The 23,282-nt window shown below is 41.7% G+C and carries 17 protein-coding genes and 1 pseudogene; 4 read left to right on the top strand and 14 right to left on the bottom strand.

The annotated features are described in order from the left end of the window. Positions 1-1,117: 1,117 nt before the first annotated feature. Positions 1,118-2,422 (bottom strand): DUF2254 domain-containing protein, encoded by a 1,305-nt coding sequence (locus MASE_RS09765; RefSeq protein WP_014949578.1) that lies wholly within the window; start codon positions 2,420-2,422, stop codon positions 1,118-1,120. Between the two features lie 160 nt (positions 2,423-2,582). On the opposite strand from MASE_RS09765, the gene MASE_RS09760 reads away from it, so the two are divergent. Then, on the top strand, positions 2,583-3,272 hold the full coding sequence (locus MASE_RS09760; RefSeq protein WP_014949577.1) for a response regulator transcription factor: 690 nt from the start codon (positions 2,583-2,585) through the stop codon (positions 3,270-3,272). Continuing rightward, positions 3,269-4,643 (top strand): annotated as a pseudogene (locus MASE_RS09755) (histidine kinase sensor domain-containing protein). Before MASE_RS09760 ends, MASE_RS09755 begins: the two are co-directional and overlap by 4 nt. A gap of 19 nt (positions 4,644-4,662) precedes the next feature. Here the strand turns inward: MASE_RS09755 and MASE_RS09750 are convergent. The 12 genes from MASE_RS09750 to MASE_RS09695 form a co-directional block, all read right to left on the bottom strand. Beyond that, positions 4,663-5,784, bottom strand: a complete 1,122-nt coding sequence (locus MASE_RS09750; RefSeq protein ID WP_014949575.1) for a heparan-alpha-glucosaminide N-acetyltransferase domain-containing protein — start codon at positions 5,782-5,784, stop codon at positions 4,663-4,665. A 44-nt stretch (positions 5,785-5,828) separates the two neighbouring features. Continuing rightward, positions 5,829-7,370 carry a PepSY-associated TM helix domain-containing protein gene (locus MASE_RS09745; protein ID WP_014949574.1) on the bottom strand — a complete coding sequence of 514 codons (1,542 nt, stop codon included), beginning with the start codon at positions 7,368-7,370 and terminating at the stop codon, positions 5,829-5,831. A gap of 246 nt (positions 7,371-7,616) precedes the next feature. Next, positions 7,617-7,952: a hypothetical protein gene (locus MASE_RS09735; RefSeq protein WP_014949572.1), complete on the bottom strand. Its 336-nt coding sequence runs from the start codon at positions 7,950-7,952 to the stop codon at positions 7,617-7,619. A gap of 38 nt (positions 7,953-7,990) precedes the next feature. Further along, positions 7,991-8,836 (bottom strand): sugar phosphate isomerase/epimerase family protein, encoded by an 846-nt coding sequence (locus MASE_RS09730; protein WP_014949571.1) that lies wholly within the window; start codon positions 8,834-8,836, stop codon positions 7,991-7,993. After that, on the bottom strand, positions 8,833-10,086 hold the full coding sequence (locus tag MASE_RS09725) for a DUF6005 family protein (protein WP_232362839.1): 1,254 nt from the start codon (positions 10,084-10,086) through the stop codon (positions 8,833-8,835). Before MASE_RS09725 ends, MASE_RS09730 begins: the two co-directional genes overlap by 4 nt. A 74-nt stretch (positions 10,087-10,160) precedes the next feature. Beyond that, positions 10,161-11,465, bottom strand: a complete 1,305-nt coding sequence (locus MASE_RS09720; protein WP_014949569.1) for an AMP-binding protein — start codon at positions 11,463-11,465, stop codon at positions 10,161-10,163. Then, positions 11,458-13,272 carry an IucA/IucC family protein gene (locus tag MASE_RS09715; protein ID WP_014949568.1) on the bottom strand — a complete coding sequence of 605 codons (1,815 nt, stop codon included), beginning with the start codon at positions 13,270-13,272 and terminating at the stop codon, positions 11,458-11,460. The genes MASE_RS09720 and MASE_RS09715 overlap by 8 nt, the downstream gene beginning before the upstream one ends. Then, positions 13,262-15,154, bottom strand: coding sequence for an IucA/IucC family protein (locus MASE_RS09710; protein WP_014949567.1), 1,893 nt, complete (start codon positions 15,152-15,154; stop codon positions 13,262-13,264). Before MASE_RS09710 ends, MASE_RS09715 begins: the two co-directional genes overlap by 11 nt. Positions 15,155-15,234: 80 nt before the next feature. Next, positions 15,235-16,611: an MATE family efflux transporter gene (locus tag MASE_RS09705; RefSeq protein WP_014949566.1), complete on the bottom strand. Its 1,377-nt coding sequence runs from the start codon at positions 16,609-16,611 to the stop codon at positions 15,235-15,237. Between the two features lie 163 nt (positions 16,612-16,774). Next, positions 16,775-16,927 carry a DUF2256 domain-containing protein gene (locus MASE_RS19915; protein ID WP_014949565.1) on the bottom strand — a complete coding sequence of 51 codons (153 nt, stop codon included), beginning with the start codon at positions 16,925-16,927 and terminating at the stop codon, positions 16,775-16,777. Continuing rightward, complete coding sequence (locus MASE_RS09700) at positions 16,914-18,452, bottom strand: cryptochrome/photolyase family protein (RefSeq protein ID WP_014949564.1); 1,539 nt, start codon at positions 18,450-18,452, stop codon at positions 16,914-16,916. The genes MASE_RS19915 and MASE_RS09700 overlap by 14 nt, the downstream gene beginning before the upstream one ends. A 3-nt stretch (positions 18,453-18,455) precedes the next feature. After that, positions 18,456-19,880, bottom strand: a complete 1,425-nt coding sequence (locus MASE_RS09695) for a cryptochrome/photolyase family protein (RefSeq protein WP_014949563.1) — start codon at positions 19,878-19,880, stop codon at positions 18,456-18,458. A gap of 111 nt (positions 19,881-19,991) precedes the next feature. Here MASE_RS09695 and MASE_RS09690 point away from each other — a divergent pair, with 111 nt between their 5' ends. Both MASE_RS09690 and MASE_RS09685 read left to right on the top strand, forming a co-directional pair. Then, on the top strand, positions 19,992-21,299 hold the full coding sequence (locus tag MASE_RS09690; RefSeq protein ID WP_014949562.1) for a DASH family cryptochrome: 1,308 nt from the start codon (positions 19,992-19,994) through the stop codon (positions 21,297-21,299). Positions 21,300-21,311: 12 nt separating this feature from the next. Further along, on the top strand, positions 21,312-22,943 hold the full coding sequence (locus MASE_RS09685) for a cryptochrome/deoxyribodipyrimidine photo-lyase family protein (RefSeq protein ID WP_014949561.1): 1,632 nt from the start codon (positions 21,312-21,314) through the stop codon (positions 22,941-22,943). Positions 22,944-22,948: 5 nt separating this feature from the next. Here the strand turns inward: MASE_RS09685 and MASE_RS09680 are convergent, their stop codons facing one another. Further along, entirely contained in the window at positions 22,949-23,236 is a 288-nt protein-coding gene (locus MASE_RS09680) for a hypothetical protein (protein WP_051129053.1), read from the bottom strand. Positions 23,237-23,282: the final 46 nt, after the last annotated feature.

Raw genomic sequence — 23,282 nt, 5'->3', positions numbered from 1 at the left:
ACGGTACGTAGCCGAATAAACGACGTCTACGCAGATATGAATTCAATAAACATCGCGTCGATAATTATTAATTCTACGTGCTATCCACGCCACCCAACTTTAAAACAACGAACGGTCTCCATGCACGATGTTTAATTTAATAAGAAGTATAGATAATTGATGGTATTTAAAATAAAGAGCAATCAATAAATGAGTTTTACGGGCCGTAATTATTACATGTAACGCTAAATGTTAGAAAAACCTTAACCTTACAGCTAGTCGTCTTATCTTAGAAATAATTAGGATCCTTTATTTAATACATCAGCGTTAAGCCTTTGGTTATTTGAGCTAGTAATTAATATCACAAGCTGTGCATTCATTATTTAAAGTAAAGAAGACTAAAGCCTGATAAATGTTTTTAGGAACATGATTAAGTCTATTATTTATCTGTGCTAGTTGTCATTAAACCTTACGAATACCTAAATATTACGAGAAGGATAGCGTAAAGCACCTTGCAAAGCTCCATCTGGCTCATTCACCATCAACTTTGATGTTCTATTTAACATAATATACATTATGCGTAATCAAGTGTATGGACGATTAGGGCGAAGATGTAACTCTATTCGGATGTTTTGTTGGCTGTGATTACTTACAGACTTTTATGCGTGGCAGCTATTTTTGTGCCTCGGCGTTACCGCACTTGCTTCAATTGTGTCAGTAGTTTCTATTGAAAGTTGCTATGAACTTTGGATTTAGACATGGAATTTATAAATCGTGCGCTACGTGAAATCTGTAGCACTACTCCTCGCAAAATGTATTTTTATTCACGTAGCGTCACGTTAGTTTTTTGATTAATTGTGGGTATAACTAACAAACAGAAAGACGCAGTCTTTGTATTTTTATACTAGGCTTTAATTTATTAAATGTGGATTTTTAGCTATTTAAAATGTTGCTGTGTTTATCTGAGTTGTAGTTAATCAGATTTAATCTGATTAACTACAAAAAGACACTCGATCGATCATTTACGTAGATTACATGGTTTGTGGTATGCAGAGATTATATAGACTGGCTAGCTGTTTACTTTAAGCATTTTTAGCAGCATTCTTAGCAGTGATTTTGGCAGTAATAACTTATACGTTTAGTTATCATTATAAACGCGCTCAATTCGCTTAATATCGTCTTCGTAATCCAATGCCAACTTTGCACGTTCGTAACTTTGCTTCGCTAACTTAGACGCCGCCTCAACAAAATCTCTTTCTATGCTTGTACCTCCATCTTTAAAGCACGCTTTAATTGTTTTTAGTGACTTTTGTATTCGGATAGCAACTTCAATGTTAGCAGCACCATCACGGGCAATGCTGGTGTAAGCATCGTCAAATAGATCATTCACATTTAACGCAGGCAATGAAATGCGGTCATATTTAAACTCCTCATGCTGAGCGCTATCGTTTTGTGAGTTTTCGGTTTCAGTTTCGGATTTGGGCTTGTGCCACAACAACATAAGGCGTGTAATGCTGCTAATGGTATTTATTGCAGTACCATGGTCATTAACCGATGGCGATAATGCACGAGATGCAATTTCGGCTAGTACGATAAAGCCAAAGCGAGGATCAGCCTCAAAGGACCTGGCTTCACCTATAGTAAATGCGTCAACAATTTCATCTGATACTACCTTTTTATTTGAATATGCTATGGCACGCTCTGGTGAAACAAACTCACCGGGTAACATGGCAACATTGATAAAACCGTCGTTTTTATCAGCCCAGTGTTGCAGCTTGGCAATGTCTATAAGCTGAATATAGCCCACTTGTTTAGTATAAATGGCATGCGTCCCCTGCTCTTTTATTTGCTCTTGCGGTACTGCGCCTAAGCACGGCATATCTATTCTATTTTTAATTGCGCGTGTCGTGGCGTGCTCCACTTTTAATAACGTTGACCCCACGCGCCCTAATCGTGCAACGCTGTCTACCCACCGGATAAAAGTTAAAATAACTATCGAAAAAGCCAGACAGGTTAGACAAAATAAAATGAAAAGCCCGGCTTCATCGAAAAAAGCTTGAGTCATTGCAGTAAGCGCTACAGCACTATAAATAAAAGCGCCTATGAAAACTGACAGAGCATTTTGTGATACATCATCGGATATTATAAGGCTTAGAGAACGCGGCGTTGACGACTGACTGGCCGAAGCATAAGCATTAACCATGGTACCTGCAGAAAACGTGGCGATCACCATCATGCTAGATGCCATAATTGAAAGCAGTGTTTCAACTGATTCGGGTTTTATTTCAGGAATATGCTCAGCCAATGAAGTCCCGTCTGCTACTTTAGCGACGAATACAGCAAAGATTGAGAGCAAACAAAAGCCAAGAGGTTTTACCCAAAGCTTTTCTTTTACACTGTATAAAAGGAAACGCAGTCTATCTACGGTAATCGGTGCTTCCACATTCTTCTCTTTTTATTAACTTTATTTCACTTAATACGGCAGTTAGGTGTTTTCTGATTTGTCCCAACTCAATTAGCCGGATCCGCCTTAGCATAAAACCTCATTGATAATGATAATCAATATCATTAAAATTGGTTAAAACAGTTTTAAGGTTATCAATATGGACGCTACAAAAATTCTTATCATTGAAGATGATATTACTCTTAATAAACAAATCGCTGCCTTGCTAAAAGACCGAGGCTTCGACGTACATCAATGCCACGACGGCAATCAAGGTCTGGTGACTGCACTTCGTGAAAGGTTCGACCTTATTCTTTTAGATGTATTGCTTCCTAACCTAAATGGTTTCTCGCTGTTAAGCCAACTTCGCAAACGGAAACAAACTCCTGTCATCATGGTTACTGCATGTGGTGCCGAACAAGAGCGTATAAAAGGCTATAGTAACGGTGCAGATGACTACATGCCAAAGCCGTTTAGTTTTGTGGAAATGATGCTTCGTATTGAAGCATTATTGCGTCGCTCTCTAAACGTAAAATCAAATGAAGTAACGAGAAACTCGATCGTCGTTGACGAAATAACACTTGACCGAAGAAACCTGAAGGCCAATTTTGCTGGCAAAGCACTAGATTTAACGTCGACTCAGTTTAAGCTTCTGTGGGTTCTGCTTGAAAATCAGAATGAGGTTTTAAGCAAACCATTACTTTATCAAACTGTTCTGGAAAGAAGTTTCAGCCGGTACGACCGAAGCTTAGATATGCACATGTCCCGAGTGCGAAAGAAACTTATCGAAGCTGGAATGTCCCCTACTCGTCTAGCAACCCAGCACGGCAAAGGCTACTTATTCTCATGAAAAAAGTGTTATTGAGAAAGCTTTTGGTCACTATAGCTTTAGGGACGGTTATTCTTATTTGGGTTATTGATTGGTTGTCAGCACATACAGAAACAACAATGAGTCACCTATCAGTAGAGCATCAGCGTGAACTCGTTGAATATGGCAAAGAGGCTGATTTAATTTACCGAAAAGAAGGTGAATTGGGTTTATCGAACTGGCTTCATGAATTTCAAGATAAAGAAAAAACATGGGCAGCAGTAGTAAAGTCAAACATTCAACCTATTGCGGGAAGCGTCATTCCTCAAAAGTACATTGATGAATTTAGAATAGGCCGCAGCGTGGAATGGAAAATTCACCTCTACTTTGAATATAACCCTATCATGGAGGTTCCTTTCTTAGATGAGAAATCACATCTATTAATCCAATTACCCCAGCGAATGAGACCGGGTGTTTATCTCACCTTTGTGGATATTTTGCTCAAGGTCGCACTGCCTTTTGTCGTTCTGTGTGTAGTGAGTTTAGTGCTTTACAGGCACGTAATGGTGCCATTAAGAAAGTTAGAGCATGCCACGAAAGCTTTCAGTCAAGGGCAGTTTGATGTGCGCGTTAGTAAATCATTTAGCAATAGAAGCGATGAGCTCTTCAACTTATCCGTAACATTTGACGGTATGGCCACACGAATTGGAAAATTAATTTACAACCAGAGAGAACTTTTATCCGATCTGTCTCATGAATTAAGAACTCCGCTAACGCGTATGGATATGGCCATCGATACTATTGAAAATGGTATCAATGACAGTGATACGTTAACTCGGCTTCGCTATGAATCCAACAATATGCGGGCATTAGTCGAAGACACGTTGACACTTGCTTGGCTTAACAATGAATCGCCTGTACTTAACACCGAGACTTTTGACCTTGCTGAATTGATTCAGGTTATTTGCGACGATGCAGCTTTTGAGTATTCCGAAACAAGACTAAATGTCGAATTACCTAACAACGCGGTAATTGATAAGAGTAGTCAACAAGCCCTCGGCCAAGCGATAGAGAACATTATCCGGAATGCGCTTAAATATACGCCAGAGCATAGCGGTGTTGTTGTAACGCTAAAGCAAAATGCAGATGTCTATATGCTTTCCGTCCTGGACTTTGGAAATGGTGTTCCAGAAAGCATGCTTAGCGATATTTTTAAGCCTTTTTTTTAGAGTAGATAAGTCTCATGGCCTTCATGTTGTTGGGCAAAAACGCGGCGGGTTTGGTTTAGGACTGGCACTAGCGCAGCGGCAAATAACCGCTGTTGGAGGAAAAATTAAAGCGTTTAACCACTTGATAGCTGACTCAGCAGGCGTTGGAGGTTTACAAATTGATATAACGCTACCGAAAAGGTAGCGTTATACAAACGTTATATTCAAGGCTTCAAAGGAACGGCAGAAACATGGGGCTTTGACGCTTTACTACTCTTAGCCTTATATTCATGCCAAGGTAATACTAGATAGTGACAGGCCGTTAAAACAACTATCATGGCTACCAAAGTATATGTCATTGTAAGCTGTTGCAGTCCAACGAGCATTAACCCCCATCCAATTAATATCCATTGTAAAACATATAGTGCAGTGACGTTTTTACCCCAGAAAGCGAATAGCGTAACCACATAGTTTTGCTTAAAGCGTTCAATGAGTATGTGAGTGGTGTAAATAAAAAGCATCACGATACCTGTCATTAAAAGAACAATACCAGGACCGCTTCTTAGGTTTGTTACAATGTGATATTCAGGGTTAGTGAGCGTGAGCCCTGTACCGAGGATTACACAAACTACGCCTAATTTAATGCACCAAACAAAGTTTAACGTGTCTTTATTTTGTTGCTTTAAGAAACGACCAAATGCCATACCAGCAATTGGGTATGCCGCCCAAGGAAAAATAGGAAACATAACTCCCGCTTCTTCGTTTCCTACAAAAAGCTTCAAAAATTCATTGAGTATAGGTAATGACGTGTACTTATCCCAGACGCTGTGTGATAAAAACGCAATGGCAATAGCCGTGCCGATCCAAATAGAGATTTTATTGGTTGCATGTTTCAATCCTGTACAAAGGAGTAGCGCTATACCTGCGAATTGAAAGACATCACCAATTAAAAATTCACTCAGCGGAGTGTGTGGAGCAACATCTTGGTACGTGACGAGCCCAATTTTAATCGAAAGCCACATGGGAATGGTTCCGCGAACAAAATTCAGTGCGTAACCTAACACAAACAGAGATATTGCTCGTTTGATATCCGCTTTCAGTGTCGATGATGGAGATAGGCCAACAAAAATCCCCATGATAAAGACGAACATTGATGCTGCTGGCCAACCCAATGCGAATTTTACCGTGGCTCCAAATGCACTAAACCGCACTTCAGGTAAGCCATAAAAGTCTAATACATGGATCATAACCATGAGTAAAACAGCAACACCTTTTGCTACGTCAAAAGTTTTCTGCCTGTTAATACTTGGCGTGCCAAAGTGACTAGGTACATAAAATAGTTTCATAGTTTTCACTTGTTTTTATTTTGTCTTTTAAATGTTTGATGTTGCTATTCTTTGCTCTTTTCATCTTTCTCAGACAACTTTATACCCAACCAAAATAACAGGCAGGCAAAAGCAAAAGAGACGAAGGAAATTGAAAAAGGCCCGGTGTAGCCATTATTTAGAAATTGGATTATTGCTTGGTTATGGCCAAGTGCCTCGATAAGGGATAAAAGTGCAAGAATGAGACCGCTTGCCAGTGCTGTTCGGCTTATCGCTAAATGTACATGCTTAGTGAAAAAAGCGCCTATGATCGATATGGCATAAACCGCAAAGAAAGCAGTTTCAACAATAAACGACCTGTTGTTTAAATCTGTACCAAGCACTCTCTCGAGTAAAAATGCAAACGCTGTCGCCGGCACGATACCAGCACATCCACCTAATGTAAGTGCAAATATGCTGTGTTTAAAGCGACTAGAAATACTGCGATTATTTTGAAACTTAGTAAGCCACAACATATTGCCAACAACAATTAAACCGCATACACCCAGCCCGAGTATGAAAAAAACAATTCTTATATCGACGCCTGCGAAGTGCCCAAAATGCAGTGCGTACAGAAAACGTGTCCCATCGGCGAAGGCATTTCTTTCAGCGGGATTTAAATCTGCTGAAAATTCATTTTCACGCACGCGGTAAGTCATATCTATACGTTGTGAAAAGTTCGATCTATGTTGCCCAATAATACGAATTAGCGCGTTTTCATCACCATAATTTGTAAGCCTAAGCGAGGAAGCTTTTGCATTCTCTTTCTCTTCCCACGAAGCTATAAGGGTATTCAGATCTGGCATCTCTCTTTCAATACCAGTGTAAGATTCGGTTACTCTTGGAAACCCTGTATCGTTTAGTAGCGCAGTCCTGTCTCCATCGTAGATAAACAAGAGTGTCACAATCTGAGAAATCAAACCAAAATTAAACATTAGACCGGTAAGCGCGTACATGAATGTATAGGGTAAGCTCATGACCCCTACTACGTTATGCATGTCTGTAAGTTGATATCGAAGAGTAGTGCTGCCACCTCGATAGTAGAAAAAGTGCGTGATCAGCTTTTTGAACTGAACGACTAGCCCAGTGAAAATGACAACGGTAAAAAACAGGGTCACAATACCGACAATGTGGTCACCCAGTGGCAAATTCAGGTCAATATGGAGGCCATAGAGAAAATCAGCTAAGTGAAAACTGTCTATAGACGCTACCGTTTCTCCATTAACCGGATCAACATAAATTGAAGTCAGTGCATTTTTATCCGACGGGGTTTCATTTACTGGAAGATGAAGCTCGTATAGAGGCATTGTTTCAGTTGGAAGGACTACAAACATTCTTTGTTGCGTATTCACATCATATTCTGAAAACACTGTGTCCAATATGTTGTTAAGTGGCAGCTGGTCCGAGACTGAACGATATTCTGTATGAGGTAGAACAGACCATGCTTTGATTTCCGGGTAAAACAAAGTAAGAGAGCCTGCCCAAAAAACGATGAATAGAGGAATGGAAATAAATAGCCCTATCCATCCGTGACCTTCCAAGGCTGAACGAATCACGCTGGCTTTCATGCAACTACTCCTAATTTAATTAGTACATTAAGCACAAGTGAAAAAGTCAAAACGGAAAGGCATTGAAGCGCTGGCTTTTTAGTCTTTTCGAAACAGAAAAAGTAACTCATTAACCCCGCCCAAATCAAAAATCCAAGTATGTAACCCACCAGCAATTTGACATCTACATCGAATGGTAAAAAGTGGTTAAGATTCAAAATGATGCTTGTGCTAAGTAGTAATCCAATTAGAAAGGACAGATAGGTTTTACGCCACATAAACCCCTCCTATGAGCGCTAATACAACGTTAACGCCTGTTCCATATGCAAGTAGCCTTAAGGGACGATTTTCGTGTGCACCCGTAAAAGTCACTAGCGCTAAATTAAAAATAATCATGGTAATCGTAGAAAAGATCATTGCCCAAGCGTTGTATTGCATTCCTAGAAGAAAGGCCGCCAGCACGATAGTGGCAACAAAAAGCGTGTTGGCTAAAGCCTTTGGCATTGATTGAGCGAACGTTCTTTGGTGATCAGACGAAAAATAAAGCGCTGTACATCCCCAGAAAATGGCTTGTAAAGCGAGAACATTTGAAATCGAAAACATATCGACAAGTCCTTTTGTATATATTTTTGCAGTTATACTTAAATGGCTTGAGCGGTAGTCGCGGCCTGGCTCATTTTCTGTAATTTATATCTGTCCTGACTGAGGATATTCTTGCAATTGTTCCCAAACCACTCGAGTGAAGAGTCAATATTTCGCAGAGTTGTTTTCGAGTACAGGTATTCAATAAACCTTTGATAATCTACAGCACCGTCGAAAATGGGGACCATGCCTTCTCGCGAGCCTGCTGCGGCATACACATTGTCTGGAGCAAACACACTTAAGTGTTTACTGCTACTTATGTTTTTAAAGTGAAAATGATTTATATATGGCGCGAGTTGTTCACAAGAGGAAATAATGTCAGCGCCAGATTCCCATACATGCAACACATCGTAATTTAGTTGCAAATTGTCTTTGTTAACTTTTTCAAACAATTCAATGGTAGAACCCACCGAGTCAGCGTAAGTATTAGGGTGTGTTTCGATAACTAAGTTAAGCCCATAGTCGCTAAGCCAATCACAAACAAGTTGTAACCGCTCGAAAAGCAGGGTTTTTCGGTCTTCAGGTATGGCTGCGCTGCCTTCGTTGCCAGCAAATGTGCGAATCTTGGTTGCCCCCCAGTGTTTAGCCAAACGACAAAGGCGATGAACCTTAAAATACAAAGCGTCGTTCCCTTCAAAAAGTGGCAGATAATCGCTTAGCATGGATGTTTTCAACGCGTAGCTTGAGAGCCACTCTTTCCCATACTCGGGTTGGTCTTCTAAATTCGTAGCATGTGCACCCCATAATTCGATCCCCTGAAAACCATTTGCCACAGACCATTTTGCAATTTCAGCGATTGAGATAAGTTGGTGCCTAAAAGTGATAGTGCATACTGAAAGATTCATACGGCGGCCTCCAAGTTTTCTACGCCCACGGTATTGTTAGCTTTTTTATCTTGAAGGTTGTGAAAAACTAGCCAGTCTTGGTACACAGTTTGAAGCTTACATTTAATTTTTCTCTCCGTGGTATCTTGCTCATTGAGTAATGTGAAAAGTTCATCAAACAACGGTAATGTGTCTTGATTCTCTTTAGCTAATTCAGAGAGCTTGATCGCTCGGTATTGTATTGCTTTGTATGTAGAAACCAGCTTTTCTATTTCATCACACCAGAGCTCGAATGTTACTTCTGGAAATCCAATGTCTCTCCAGAAAAAAGCAAAGCCATGTTCATAGGCGTATTTCCTAATTGCAAGAACGGGGATTTGCTTAAGGGCATTACCCAGTAATGCTCTATCAGCAGATTTTTTTTGATGAGCTACAATGACTTTCCGGATTGCATCCGTTAACACGTTGTGTTCAGGGAAAAATGTAGCATCGAAATAACTGGAAATAGCTTGCAGAGAAGAATGCGTTATATGATTACTATCAAATACGTAGCCCCCCGCAACATGTGGTGATGAAATAGCGTTGAGAACATCCTTACGCTTAACTTCTCCTTCCCACCTGAAGTCTGGGTCCAACATAAGCCACCGTTCCGTATCTTCCGTCTTCTTTAGCATTACATAGTGAGGGAAAGGATTCTGGTTAAACTTATTTTCTCGCTCAGGTAATAAGTACATATCTAGCATTACCATGATGTTCTGGGAAGGCGTTGCGTCATAGAGCAACCTTTCCAAATTGGCAATGTTCTGAGCTTTCGTCTGTTCATTGTTATACCAAGAGGTAACCTCTACGCCATAAATTTCCTTATACCATTGAATAAAAAAGTCGTGGCTAATAGATTCGTCGTGATAGGCAAGCATGTGGTCTTCATTGACGACTACCTCCGCGTCCCACACACCAAAATAAAAAGGACGATGATCGACTTTGGGGGATGCTTTTATACATTCACACAAACAGCTTACAAAACAGTGGACTTTAATGTCTTCGAAAGGCACTTCATCTACACTATCACTTACCTCAATGTTGTTGGTTTGCTGATAAGATAAAATGAAGTGAGCAAGGTTCTCGACAGTATTAACATCCTCCTGAGATATTGCACTTTCTGGTATTTCAATATCGTGATTCAACTCTAAATGGATAAGCAACTGCATAAGCAACACTGAATCAATATAGAGATCTTCGTTTAAACGAGCTCGTGGAGAAAATTTTTGCATGTGCTTGCATTCCATGTCATGTGCCAGCACGTGTTCAATTGTGTTTATTAAGGACTCTGAATTCATAACGTACTCTAGGCTGTAGCTGCTGTTGTTTCTGCTTCTAACTGGAAATTCTTTGCAATTTCGTTGCGATTTACTTTCCCATTGGGTAAGCGCTTGATCGCATCAACCTGTATGAAATCGAACGGCACCTGATATGTGGCTAGTTGCTTGTGGCACCAACTTCGCAACGCGGCCTTATCTTCATTCGAATAACGATGTGGCGCGCAAAATTGAAGATAAGCTCGATAGCCTGTACTTCTGTCCTTTACTTTAAATAAAACGGCATCGTCAATGTCAGGGTGACTAAGCACAACGTCTTCCACGTCTTTGGGGTACACATTAAGCCCCGATACAATAATGGTATCGTCTTGGCGGGCAACGAAGCACAGTTGGTGCACACCATCTTTGTCTTCAAAATAACCGAGATCATTGGTATAAATTTCGGCCGATTGTCCATCAAGCGGTTGTTTGATTTTGATAACTATTTCACTGGGAGCGCTTTGGCTGCTGCCTGCTTTAACATTAAGGTGAGGAAGGACTTCGCCTATTACATTTGTGCTTTCAAAGGTTTTACTTATTGCAACGCACCCGGCCTCAGAACATCCATACTGCTGATAAAAATGTTCCACTTTTGATTTGGCTCGCTCAAAGACAGGTCCTGACATGAGTGTGCCAGAGGTCATTACCGCGTGAAGTTTGCTTGTCTTGGGCCATAGCATACATACGGTATCTATCATTAACGGTGACGAATACAGCAATGGTTGCTCAAGTTTGAGCAATGCTTTTAGCAAATGTTTAGGGTTTATACTGGTAAAGATTCTGGGGTGCTTGCCTCTGGCAAGGCCAACGAATATACCGCAAATGAGCCCGTAAGAATGAGTAACAGGGCAAGCAATCACCGGAGTCATTGAATTGGGTGCACTGAAATGTGCAACATAAGCAGACACCTCTTGATCGATACTACGCCAAGACCGTTTTATGCTCTTTGGTGCACCAGTGGTTCCAGAGCTCATTTGAATTAATCCTGGAGTATTATCAGGCTTTTCGTTTTTAGGGAATATAATTACATTGTTTAGAGTTTGGTAAATGAGGGCATAGCAACCGGCATTTTCCGCGTATTTTTTCGCTAGTTTTTCTGGCGTACTGGCATGAATTGGCATCACGGTAAGGCCCGCTTCCTTCGCGTAAAAACACAGTGAAAGCCAGTCGCTGACGCTTTCTATGCACACAGCCACACTACCCTTTTTTGAGCTCAGATAGGGTGCGTTTGAAAAGATTTTAAATTTCGAGCTGATGTCTTGGGCTGAGAGGACATTATCGTCAATACTAAGCATACGATTCTCCGCAGGTATCTTTGGCAAATTTTGCTAAAGGGTTTGTAATGGTATGGTGGAACTCTTCATGCGCATTGCTTGCGTAGAGTTTTTTCTTCAAAAGCGACTCAGTAATAACCTGTGTTTCAAATATATTGAGACGGTTAATTCGGCTATGTGGCGTCACACCACTATCGTTGTAGGAACGCAAGACACTACATACCTTTGACCAAAAAGTGTTCTCATCACAATAGTTCTGCTCAGAGAAAAGAAACGACAGCTCGGTCAAGTTATAGACGAACACGGTATCGACAAATAGCTCTCGCAAGGCTTCGACGTCTTCCATCCAGTAATAAAGATTGGCAGGTGCGTTAACATACTCTGGATTAATCTTATCGAATTCTGGTACGTTACTTTTGTTCGCAAGAAAGTCAGGCACGAACTCTAAACTTTCGTGAAAGTCCCGCAGAATGACTTTCACAGGTAATCCATCTTTCAGTACAACGGACGTATTCTGAGCATGTGCCTCAATGGCTATACCGTGATGAATCAATAAATGCCAGACGGGAAGAACAACCGTGTTAAAAAGCGCTTCTAGCCATTTTTCTACTCCATGTTTCTCAATCCAGTGCGCCACGAAAGGCTTTCCGTCAACTTCAGTACTTGCAAGTACGGCGAATGGTACAGTTTGATAATTCGGTTCGTTCAGCACACTGGCATCGCGAAAGATAACACTAAGGCTTGGGGATAAATCATCAGCCCAACTGACATTTTCTCCACTATCCGCTGATTGCTTCAGCGAAATGCCCGCGTATTCACTTTGTATAGTTAGCGCATCACGGCTTTGTAACCACTCATCTTCGGCTATTAGGTTAGCCAACCAATTTGAGATATGTGGCGCAGTACAAACTGAATGAGGTTCAATAGTACGCAAAGAGGACGTGTTGACGATATTGAGCGGCAGTTTGACGCTCGCTTTGTTAACGTTACTTGTATTGAGCAAGGTTCTTAATGAAATACTGGCTTGATAATCGTCTCCAGCTAAGCCTAGAGAATAAACGTCACCGTTTGATAACGGTTTTTCAAGAGAAGGCTTTAGCTTGTCATATTGCCACGGATGAACCGGTAAAAAACAGTAACGTAGGTTATCCCCGCCGTGTTTACGTAAGCTGTCAGACAGATTTTTATAGGTAGATTGGCCTAGCTCTCTTTTCCAAAAACTTTGCTCTACTTCACCGTTGAAATTTACGGACAAGTATTCACGCTTTACTGCAAGCCAATGAAGCTTAAACGTATTGCTGGCTTCAGGCCCATATTTTTCGTGGTCTTCAATGCTAAAGCCACTTCTTGATTTAAAGCATGGATGGTACGGGTGGCCCTCAATCAGAGCAGATTCTAAGCGAATATAGCTCAGTGCTCGTCTACTTGAGAGTTGTAGCAGGTTTTGTTGATTCCAGCGGCAAAGTAACAGTGTATGTTTTAACTCTTCGACTAGCTTATTTTGTCTTTCTCTGCTGCAAGGAAGCGTATGGATAACTTTTGCTGCGTCAGATAACGTAAGAGGGTCACCGTTTATCTTAATAGAATTGGCATCTAGACGAACCCGACTGAAAAGCGTTTGTTTGCCATTAGCTGTTACAAAATTGTCGCCCACTTGAAAAGTGAAAAGTCCATCCTCAAAGCAGAAATCAACTAAGCCTTCGAAGATAAGCGCTTCAAATAATTGTCGAACAACGCGTTTCTCGTTTTTACACGATACTTTTCCCCTTGTTCCTGTAAGCACGCTGAGATGCTCTTCGGTAGTGTCTAAAGTGCAACTAGCAAGCATCAGCAATCACCTCTTCTAATTTACTCGCTTGTTTACAAACGAGCGATGGCGTTTCACTTCGAACCGCAACGCTTTTAAACGGGTTGGTTACCCAGACATAAACAGCTAGCTCGTCTTCGGCTTCTAACTCATCCACGTCTTCAACGCGAGTCAGAAGATTGGCCTTGAAAGGCAGTTTTTCTCGCCCCAATACCGATGTGACGAATGCTGTGCCCAACGAACCTAAAGTGGGAAGAATGGAATTTAGCCTGGTGTACACTTTTTGAAGTAGCGTACCTTCTTGAACAAGTTGATCGGCACCTAGGCGATTGATGACAGCGAATAATTGATTAAAGAATAGGTAGTATGTGAAGCGATTAATTATCATTTGTTCACCGTAAAACAGGTCATCGCACTGAGCGAGTCGCGGTTCCATAGTCTCAAGAATTTGCTGTCTTTCTTTTGACAAATAAAACCCTTGGTTATCACGATAATAGTAAGCAGTTGGGTAACCTTCGCTTAAATCCAGAAGCGAATTTTGCTGGTGCGCCTCTAACGCTATACCACACTGGTCAAAAAGTCTGATTGCTGGCTCAATTGCACAGTCTAGGTAATTATCAAACCAAGTTAGCGCGACATCAGCACATTCCTCGCCTTCTTTCTGGGCTAACATATGGATTATTTTGGCAAGTCGCGAGTAAGTTCCTGGTGCAAGTGGCTCTTGGACCAAGGCGGCTATAGATTGCGTTCCGCCAAGCCCTGTGATTTCATTTTTTGAGTTAAATGGATTTTTTCTGAGTATCAACTCAAACCCACTTTCTTTTGAGTCGCCAGCGTTCAATGAAATATAAGCCGGGTCGTCGATGAACTTGAATTTAGGATAAAGCCTTGAAAAGCCGCATCGTTGAAGCAGTCGACAAAGTGTTACTCCGGCCTCTAACTCATGGTGCATGTTCTTTCGCAACGAATTCGTTACTTTTACTGGTATCGATAGCTTAACCATGTAATTAAGCTCGGCGTTATACAACGTTCTGACGGAAGACGTAGGTGTAAATAGAGGCCCTAATTCGCCCAATTGAATCAACTCACCTTTGTTGAGCAGATCTTGAATGTGAGGCTTAGCGCACAACCAATCCGCTTGAAGCGGATGCAGAGCCAGCAGCTTTAAACTGTCTTTTCGAAGTTTTTCGATAAGTGTTTTTGTAGAATCTTTGCCATCGCTTAAAACAATATCTTCTAGTATCTCAAAGGCTGAAATTGACTCAGCACTATTAGAAAGAGTGATATCCTGCTTGGCAGCAAAATAATGCAGTCTAAATTTGCTTTTTAGCTCTGGGGTAAAAAGTTCATGCTGCCATCGGTGCATGCCCTGTCTTGACTTTGGCGTAGGGTGTAACCAATGACCAAAAAGTATAGCTTGTTCAGAATCAATAAACTTATTACTTGCGAGATCGGGATCGCCAGCACGGTTTTCTAAGTAAAGCGCCATAATCTGATGGCTTTCGATTGTTCTGGCGTAAAGCTCTAAACTCTGCTCGTCGACTGCATCATTTAGCTCATGGCTCTCTTTGCTACCACTGTATATTTCGTCAATAAGCAACAAAATAGCGTTCATTAATGATACTTCTTCCCATTGAAAACTATTGGGGAGTTGCTTGAAAACTGCTGTGAATGCATGACGACCTACTGTAGAGCGGTAGGATGCTGATATTGAAAGTCGAGTATTAGTAGAGGTTAAATATAGCTCTACGGCATAGTTGTCGTTTGGTTGTAACTGTATTCCTGTCCGAATTACCCAGTCTTCTTTTGTGTGCCAAACACCGGAATCGATTTCTTTAATATAAGCATTAAAAAACGCTTGAAACGACGCGATATTAGCTTGTTTCTTAGCTACTGAAGTCATGTACAGACCCTTTTAAGATGAGCAAATTACCGGGTCAATCTAGTGAGAATGGTTCTCATTAGCAATAAATTTTACATTTGTTACATGTGGGTATTTTTTAGGAAGTAATGTTTATAAACCAAAACCACTGCGAGTAAAAAGGTCACCCATTCAGCCGCAGGCAGCGCAACAAGGAAGGAAATGTTGATGTCGTTACCTTCATTAGCCAGGGGCGATGGCGTGAAGTGAAATAGCAATACTAGGAAACTAACAGGGAATAAAATACTTCTACCTAACGCTATGACAGCGGAATGTAATGGTTTTTCAATTGCAGTCAAAAATACACTGAGCAGTACGTTACAGCCATTTACAAGAAACAGTGGCCAAACATATAAAATGATAGTGTGCGCGTATTTAGTAGCTTGCTGTTGGGAAGGCTCGATAAAAAGCGCCACAAAAACATGATTAAACCACAGTAAACAAACCGTCAATATTAGCCCTGCTATGAATGCTGTAGTTAGCGCTATAAGCAGGAAAGCATTGACACGTGACGTGTGGCTCGCTCCGCGGTTGTAGCTGACGAGCAGGTGAAGCGCATCTGCTATACCGAAACTAAGCATAATGCTTAAAAAGATAAAGTAGTTAACTACACTGTATGCCGCAACGCCAATGCTGCCAGAATTGATAACGAGCAGAGTGTTAATTACAAGAAAAAGAACACCCACAGAAATTTCATTAGTAAACTCAGATAATCCATTTTTCACGGCTCTGAATACACGACGCCATGGCTTATTAAACGTCGAAAAGGTTATTGCACGATTTTTGTCACCAAAATAAAGAAGTAGTACAGAGAGCTGCACAATTTGAGCAGCAGCCGTTGCGTAAGCTGCGCCTTTAATACCGTATTCCAAGTACGCCACTAATAATGCGTCGAGTAAAATATTTGTCACTGCACCCAATGCTAATGCAATAGTTGCAAGCTTGGTGTAACCGTCTGCACGGACAAGATAGTAAAACACCATCGTAGAAAATTGAAAAATGAAGACCCATCGGATTACTGACAAATACTCTCTAGTCAACGGTACGACATCGGACGGAATGTGAAGAAGCCAGAATAGAAAAGGCTCTGCAACGAAGCTTACCACTGCCAACATAATATTAAGCGTTACAGCAACAACGATTATTTGTGTAAATAGCGCACTGGCAGATTTTGTGTCGCCCTTCCCCATAAAAGTACCAATCGATACGCTTCCTCCAATGGCTAGCATTAACGAGAGAGCGACCAGAAAGGTGATGTAGGGTAATAGTAATGAAACTGCGGCTAACCCAGATGCACCGACATATTGTCCTATAAAGATGCCATCGACTAGACTTGCAGTCGTTAAAGCAACAAGGCCTATGAGCGATAAGAAAGCTTGCTTAAAAAAAGTGCCGATCAATGGGTTGTGTAAGATTGCATCTTTTGTAGAAAGTGACATTACTACTTCTCTAAATCAATATAATGCAATCCTAAGTTTGTTATGTGGCGCAATCAATTAAGGTTACATTTGTCACACTTGTTAATATATTGTTGCTTTGTCGTCTTGGTAAGGGTTAATATTTTTCACGGTAAGAATTCATTACCTGCCCTTTCGCTTTGTGTCAGCAAGGCTCTTGATGTTTTGACTTTTTTGATGAAGCGCAACGTTTTGAGCAATAACGTACATTTTCCCAGTTCTTTTCCCATTTTTTGCGCCAAGTAAATGGTCTCTGACAAACCGGACAAATTTTGGTGGGTAAATCAGACTTCTTCATTTTTCGTTAGCTTAGTCAGGAATGTTGAGGCATCTTGCTTCATAGTTTCGATATTTTCTTCTTTCATTCGCCCGTAGGTTTTATAGATCATGGCCATGCGGTGATTGTTGCTCAATTTTTCCTTGTGTTTGTCAATAAAGTGCCAGTATAAGTAGTTAAACGGGCACGCTTTTGGTCCGGTCTTTTTAGAAACTTGGTATCCGCAATTTTTGCAGTAATTGCTCATCTTGTTGATGTAGCTTCCGCTTGCGACGTACGGCTTACTTGCTAGGTTACCTCCATCGCTGTACAAAATCATGCCCGCAACATTAGGAAGTTCAACCCATTCATATGCGTCGGCATACACTAACAGATACCATGCCTGCACTTCCTCAGGGCTAAGTTCAGTTAAAAGACTAAAATTACCAATAACCATCAATCTTTGTATGTGGTGGGCATAAGCGTTCTGCTGCGTTTCTTTAATACACTGGCGCATGCAGTTCATATTCGTCTGGGCGTCCCAAAAGAACGAGGGCAATGCGCGGCTGTTATTGAAGTAGTTATCAGTTTTTAGATTTGGCATAAAGTGCCAATAGAACCCTCTGACATACTCCCGCCAGCCCAGAATCTGGCGAATGAACCCTTCAGCAGAATTCAGTGGAACTTGCCCTGCATGGTAAGCTTGCTCGGCTGCATGAATGGCTTCTTTTGGCGTCAATAAACCGCAGTTCAAATAAAACGCGATATGTGAATGGTAAAGCCAAGGCTTGCCTTCCACCATGGCGTCTTGATACTGACCAAAGTTAGGTAATCTTTCTTCTATAAAAGTATTCAATACGCTGAGTGCGTCTTTTCGAGTTACCGCAAAGTGGAAGTTATTGATATCGCCAAAATGATCGCTAAACTCGCTTTTTACGAGCTCGATAACTTTCGAAGTAATGTCATCAATCTCAAACGTAGAATGCTTCGGTACTCTCTGGGTTTCAGGCATTGCTTCGCGATTCTGGGCATCGTAATTCCACTTACCGCCAATGGGATTTTTTCCTTCCATGAGCACGTTGTGTTTGCGACGCATCTCACGGTAAAAAAACTCCATTCGAAGTTGTTTCTTGCCTTCAGCCCAGTCCGTAAATTCTTGTGGGGACGATAAAAAGCGATTGTCATCACATATACTAACGGGTATGCCAAGCACGTTTTCCCATTGCTCCATGCTTTTGAGTAAGCGGTACTCTCCGGGCATAGTCACCTTTACTTCGTCAAAATCATTTCCGTTAAGTTCATGCTTAACCTGAGCGAGTAAATCGCCCTGATTGTTTTTGTCGCTATAATGAACATAGTTAACGTTAAAATTGTCGTCTCGCAACGCTTTGGCAAAATGACGCATTGCGCTAAACAAAAATGCTATCTTCTTCTTATGGTGCTTAACGTAGGTGGCTTCTTCACGTACTTCCGCCATCAAAATTGTGTCTTTGCTTTTTACTGCGTTAGCAATCGCTGGCAACGTCTCGGTAAGCTGATCGCCTAAAACTAAAATGAGTGCTGCCATACCCTACTCTTTTAATGTTTGGAATGCGTCTAGCGCGCGTTGACGCGATGCTTTTAAATCAACAATAGGTTTTGGGTATTCCTTACCAAGTTCTATACCTGCATCTTTCAATATCGCCGAAGGGGCTTCCCATGGCTTATGGATATACTTGTCTGACAGCTTTTTCAACTCAGGGCAATACTTACGCACATAGTTGCCCTTTTTATCAAATTTTTCGCCTTGTAGTATTGGGTTAAATATTCTGAAGTAAGGCGCAGCATCAGCGCCAGAACCCGCAACCCATTGCCAACTAGCACTGTTACTCGCAAGGTCGGCATCCAACAATGTATCCCAAAACCATCGCTCGCCTTCATGCCAACTAAGTAATAGATTTTTCACTAAAAACGAGCCCACAATCATGCGAACTCGATTATGCATGTAGCCCGTTTGCCACAGTTCGCGCATGCCAGCGTCTACGATAGGAATGCCTGTATTTCCCTTTTGCCACGCTTTGAGCGCTTTCGCATCTGTGCGCCAAGGAAACTTATCGAACTTTTCGTTGAAGTTCTTATTAGGCAAAGTAGGAAAATGGAACAGCAAATAATAGCTGAACTCGCGCCAACCTAGCTCACTCAAGTAGGTTTCAATGCTTTTGTCTTCACTATTTCCAAACTTGTCTTTTATCGCGTACCAAACTTGATTTGGAGACACTTCACCAAAGTGTAAATGCGGCGACAAACGCGATGTCCCATTGGCTGACGGTATGTCTCTGCCGTCTTTGTATTTACGTGCTGAATTTTCAATAAAGTCAGCTAAATTATCAGCGGCGCCGTCTTCGCCTGGTGACCACTCTTTTTCAATGGTTGCATCCCAGTTGATGGAAGGGAGTAAATCTAGCGATGTTAATCCATCGCTGTCGTTGTCGACATCCGCATAAGTAATACGTGCGGGTGGTGCTTTGGGATAACGAGGCTCTTCAACCTGCAGGCAGCCCTTCTTGTAGTAGGGTGTAAATACGCGATACGGTGTACCGTCTTTCTTCAATACTTTCATTGGCTCCCATAGTAAGCTGCCGTTACAGCTATGGGCTTCATATTCATGCTCGATTAAGGTTTTCTTGATCGTTTTATCGCGGTTTATTTGCCATGGCTCATAGCACCGATTCCAAAAGATACCTTTAGCGTTAAATGACTTCATTAACTTTGGAATAAGTGTCTGTGGGTCACCCTTAAATATTTGTAAATGTCCGTTCAAGCGTTTATTGAGCGACGAGAGTGAATGATGCAGCCACCATTTACTTGCCCCCCCAGGCTCTCTGCCATTAGGTGCAGTGTCATCATATATGTAGATGGGTACAATTTTTCCCATATCACAGGCAGCGTTTAAGGCCGGATTGTCTTTTACACGAAGGTCTTGTCTGAACCACATTATACTAACGGGAACGGTCACTTTTTTTCCTCAGGCATTGCGCCAAATCTTAATATTATTCGTATTGCATGTACTACGATAAAACTCGGATTCAGGATCCGTAGAAATAGTAAAAAAGTACTCAAAATTAGTATGATAAATCACCACCAACAAACAAAACGTACGAACAACAATCAACGAGGTTTATATTGGTTTCGACATGACCTTAGACTTCACGATAATGCTGCTATTTCTGCGCTGTGTGAAGCAGTACAGCAGGTTACTTTTCTTTATATTCTTGATGATAAAGCGTTTACACCTACGACATATGGTTTTGCGCCTATGGGGAAACATAGGCACACATTCCTGCTTCAAACACTTGTGGATTTAAAACGGCAATTAGCTAAGCTCGGACACGATTTGCTCATTGTCAAAGGCGACCCTGCTGAGTGTTTAGTTCAATTGATGAAGTCCGGACAATATTCTCACCTTGGGGTAAGCGAGCACTGTGGTTTTGATGAGAGAGCACAATTAAATGCAGTAAAGCGCTTTTTCGATTCGGTAACAGTAATAGAAACTCCGACTTTTGGCTTATTTGATGCACAAACCCTTCCTTTCAACATCGAAGAGATGCCCGACGTTTTTAGTCCGTTTCGCAGAAAAGTGGAAAAGCACTGTAAGCCATTATCAGTCCACCCACCCATGGATAGCTTACCAAGCCCTTTTACACCGCAATTAGATGAGTCTTTTTTATTCGCCATTGATACTGATTTACCAAGCCCGTCTCAATCATCGTTTGTTGGAGGTGAAACAGCAGCGCTGACGCATTTAAATACTTATCTCTTCGATTGGAAAGCTGCAGCAACGTATAAAGACACAAGGAACGCTTTAGATACTTGGCAAGACAGTACCAAGCTTTCGGCTTGGTTAGCGAACGGGTCGCTGTCTGCACGGGAAGTCATTCGGCAAGTTCAACAGTTTGAAGCAACCGTTGAAAAAAACGATTCCACTTATTGGATATACTTTGAATTACTTTGGCGCGAATTTTTTCATTGGTTACAGTGTAAATACGGGGCCAATTGGTTTCGTTTTGGAGGTATCCAGGGTAAAAAGCCGTCGACACAGCATTGTCCGGAAACCTTTGCGTTATGGTGCGAAGGAAAAACCGGTTACCCGATAGTCGATGCTTGCATGCGACAACTCGCTGAAACTGGCTATATGTCAAACCGAGGCAGGCAACTGGTTGCGAGCTGTTTTGTTCACGAACTAAGGCAGGACTGGCGATACGGTGCAGCGTGGTTTGAGCATCAATTAATCGATTACGATGTGGGGAGTAATTGGGGCAATTGGCTTTACTTAGCTGGTGTTGGAAGCGACCCTCGCGGCCACAGACAGTTCAACCTTCAAAAGCAGACTGAGATTTATGATTCGGACGGCCAATTTTGTAAAAAGTGGTTGTAGTTAGTTCGTCATATGGTTCCAGTACATTCTAAACAATCTGTGACTGTCATATGGTTTAAACGTGACCTTCGTCTTCGAGACCACGAGCCTCTCTACCGTGCAGTTGAAAAAAACGAAAACATTCTTCCGCTTTTTTGTTGGGAACCTTCCCTTATAGCCGACCCGCATATGGACATGCGTCATTGGCAATTTATCCAGCAAAGTATCGACGACATTAACGCCCAGTTGCCTTCAGGCGCCCGTTTACTGACCTTACACTGTGAAGTTATTGATGCGCTCGAACTTATTGCCCAGCACTACGCCATTTCAACGGTTAGGAGTTACCAAGAAATAGGGTTGAGCGTTACGCATAACCGTGACATTTCAGTAAGTAACTATTTGAAGAAAAAGAAAATAAACCATATTGAGTCCCAGTATGGCGCAGTGATGCGTGGTTTGCCTCACCGTGAGCAATGGCAGCAAAACTGGGATCGTCACTTTACAACGAAAACCTATGATATTGATATAAACAGCGTTAATTGGGTCGACTGGACCCAGCACAACAACATCAATACTGCTTGCAAAAATTTAGATGAGCTTGGTCTGTTTGATTGTCATATTACTAGTCAAACCGGTACTCATTTTAGCGAGAAATCGAATTATTATCGGCAGGATGTTTTAGACAAGTTAAAAAAATTAAACAAGATGCAGCCAGGCGGTGAAAGGCGTGCTTGGCAAGTATTAAAAGATTTTTTCGATGCTAGAGGACAATACTACCATCAACATATTTCTAAGCCGGAATATGCAAGACGGGCATGTTCTCGTTTAAGTCCCTACTTGGCATGGGGCAATCTATCAATTAAGCAAGTTTACCAAAGCGTTCAACATCAAAAGCAGACGAAAAAGTTACTGCCGAATTCTGATAGAAAACAATGGAGTCGCGCCCTAGCCGCTTTAACGTCTCGGTTACATTGGCACTGCCATTTTATTCAAAAATTTGAGAGCGAACACAGTATTGAATGGCGACCAATGAATAGTGGATACGAAAACTTTCCGTTTATAGATGGCCCAGAAGCCGAGCGTCGCTTTTACCTTTGGACAATGGGATTGACCGGCTATCCGTTGGTAGATGCCTGCATGCGAGCACTTAAGTATACCGGGTACTTAAACTTTCGAATGCGCGCCATGGTAACCAGTTTTCTGTGTCATCACCTAAATGTACACTGGCTAAAGGCAGCGCATTATTTGGCAACACAGTTCTTAGATTTTGAGCCAGGTATTCATTACCCCCAAATACAGATGCAGGCTAGCGTAACCGGCATTCACACCGTGCGGTTATACAACCCTGCAACACAATCTTCAAAATTAGATCCTGAAGGTGTATTTATCAAAAAGTGGGTGCCAGAACTTGCTAAATTACCCAGTGAAGCTGTTCACGCCCCTCACTTATTGCCGCCCCTAGAAGCGCAAATGTTAGATTTTGACGTTGAACGCGACTATGTGGAACCGCTCGTTGATATAACAGAGAATAATCGCATCACGGCAAAGCGCTTGTGGGACTATCGCGAGCGAGATGATGTGGTTAAAGAGGCGCATCGTATTGTTAAACGCCACACCATGCAAAATAGTCCAAGTCGTGCATGGCTGAAAACAAAAATTAAATAAACTGGCTAACGGTTATTTTTGCGAAGCCATTCATTCAGTAGTTTAATTTGTCCACATTTGTAAGCTGCGTACATAAGCCGCATGGCATTTGACATAGCTTCACTGTCAGTCCAGCCAGTTTTGTCGCGTATTTCATCATAACATGCCTTTGCTTCAGGGCTAACATAGCCCCGTACAAGTTTCTTACCTGCGTCTTTTTGCCTTTCTCTGAACCTTCGTTGTTTATCAGCGTTGGCTTTAGCTCTATCTGCGGCACTCTTTTTAATGCTTTTTTTCGTTATTTGTTCTGTCATAGTTTTCACACAATGTTACGTTACTGTAGAGCTTGTATTTAGAAGT

The sequence above is a fragment of the Alteromonas macleodii ATCC 27126 genome, from assembly GCF_000172635.2.
GTDB classification, from domain to species: domain Bacteria; phylum Pseudomonadota; class Gammaproteobacteria; order Enterobacterales; family Alteromonadaceae; genus Alteromonas; species Alteromonas macleodii.
Note: the sequence above shows the minus strand (reverse complement) of the source record. Positions and strands in the feature narration are given on the sequence as shown.

Excerpts from the sequence above, each read along its gene's own strand:
- MASE_RS09760 (WP_014949577.1), top strand. The coding sequence starts at position 2,583 with ATGGACGCTACAAAAATTCTTATCATTGAAGATGATATTACTCTTAAT.
- MASE_RS09750 (WP_014949575.1), bottom strand. The coding sequence starts at position 5,784 with ATGAAACTATTTTATGTACCTAGTCACTTTGGCACGCCAAGTATTAAC.
- MASE_RS09745 (WP_014949574.1), bottom strand. The coding sequence starts at position 7,370 with ATGAAAGCCAGCGTGATTCGTTCAGCCTTGGAAGGTCACGGATGGATA.
- MASE_RS09735 (WP_014949572.1), bottom strand. The coding sequence starts at position 7,952 with ATGTTTTCGATTTCAAATGTTCTCGCTTTACAAGCCATTTTCTGGGGA.
- MASE_RS09730 (WP_014949571.1), bottom strand. The coding sequence starts at position 8,836 with ATGAATCTTTCAGTATGCACTATCACTTTTAGGCACCAACTTATCTCA.
- MASE_RS09725 (WP_232362839.1), bottom strand. The coding sequence starts at position 10,086 with ATGCAAAAATTTTCTCCACGAGCTCGTTTAAACGAAGATCTCTATATT.
- MASE_RS09720 (WP_014949569.1), bottom strand. The coding sequence starts at position 11,465 with ATGCTTAGTATTGACGATAATGTCCTCTCAGCCCAAGACATCAGCTCG.
- MASE_RS09715 (WP_014949568.1), bottom strand. The coding sequence starts at position 13,272 with ATGCTTGCTAGTTGCACTTTAGACACTACCGAAGAGCATCTCAGCGTG.
- MASE_RS09710 (WP_014949567.1), bottom strand. The coding sequence starts at position 15,154 with ATGACTTCAGTAGCTAAGAAACAAGCTAATATCGCGTCGTTTCAAGCG.
- MASE_RS09705 (WP_014949566.1), bottom strand. The coding sequence starts at position 16,611 with ATGTCACTTTCTACAAAAGATGCAATCTTACACAACCCATTGATCGGC.
- MASE_RS19915 (WP_014949565.1), bottom strand. The coding sequence starts at position 16,927 with ATGAAGAAGTCTGATTTACCCACCAAAATTTGTCCGGTTTGTCAGAGA.
- MASE_RS09700 (WP_014949564.1), bottom strand. The coding sequence starts at position 18,452 with ATGGCAGCACTCATTTTAGTTTTAGGCGATCAGCTTACCGAGACGTTG.
- MASE_RS09690 (WP_014949562.1), top strand. The coding sequence starts at position 19,992 with ATGATAAATCACCACCAACAAACAAAACGTACGAACAACAATCAACGA.
- MASE_RS09685 (WP_014949561.1), top strand. The coding sequence starts at position 21,312 with ATGGTTCCAGTACATTCTAAACAATCTGTGACTGTCATATGGTTTAAA.
- MASE_RS09680 (WP_051129053.1), bottom strand. The coding sequence starts at position 23,236 with ATGACAGAACAAATAACGAAAAAAAGCATTAAAAAGAGTGCCGCAGAT.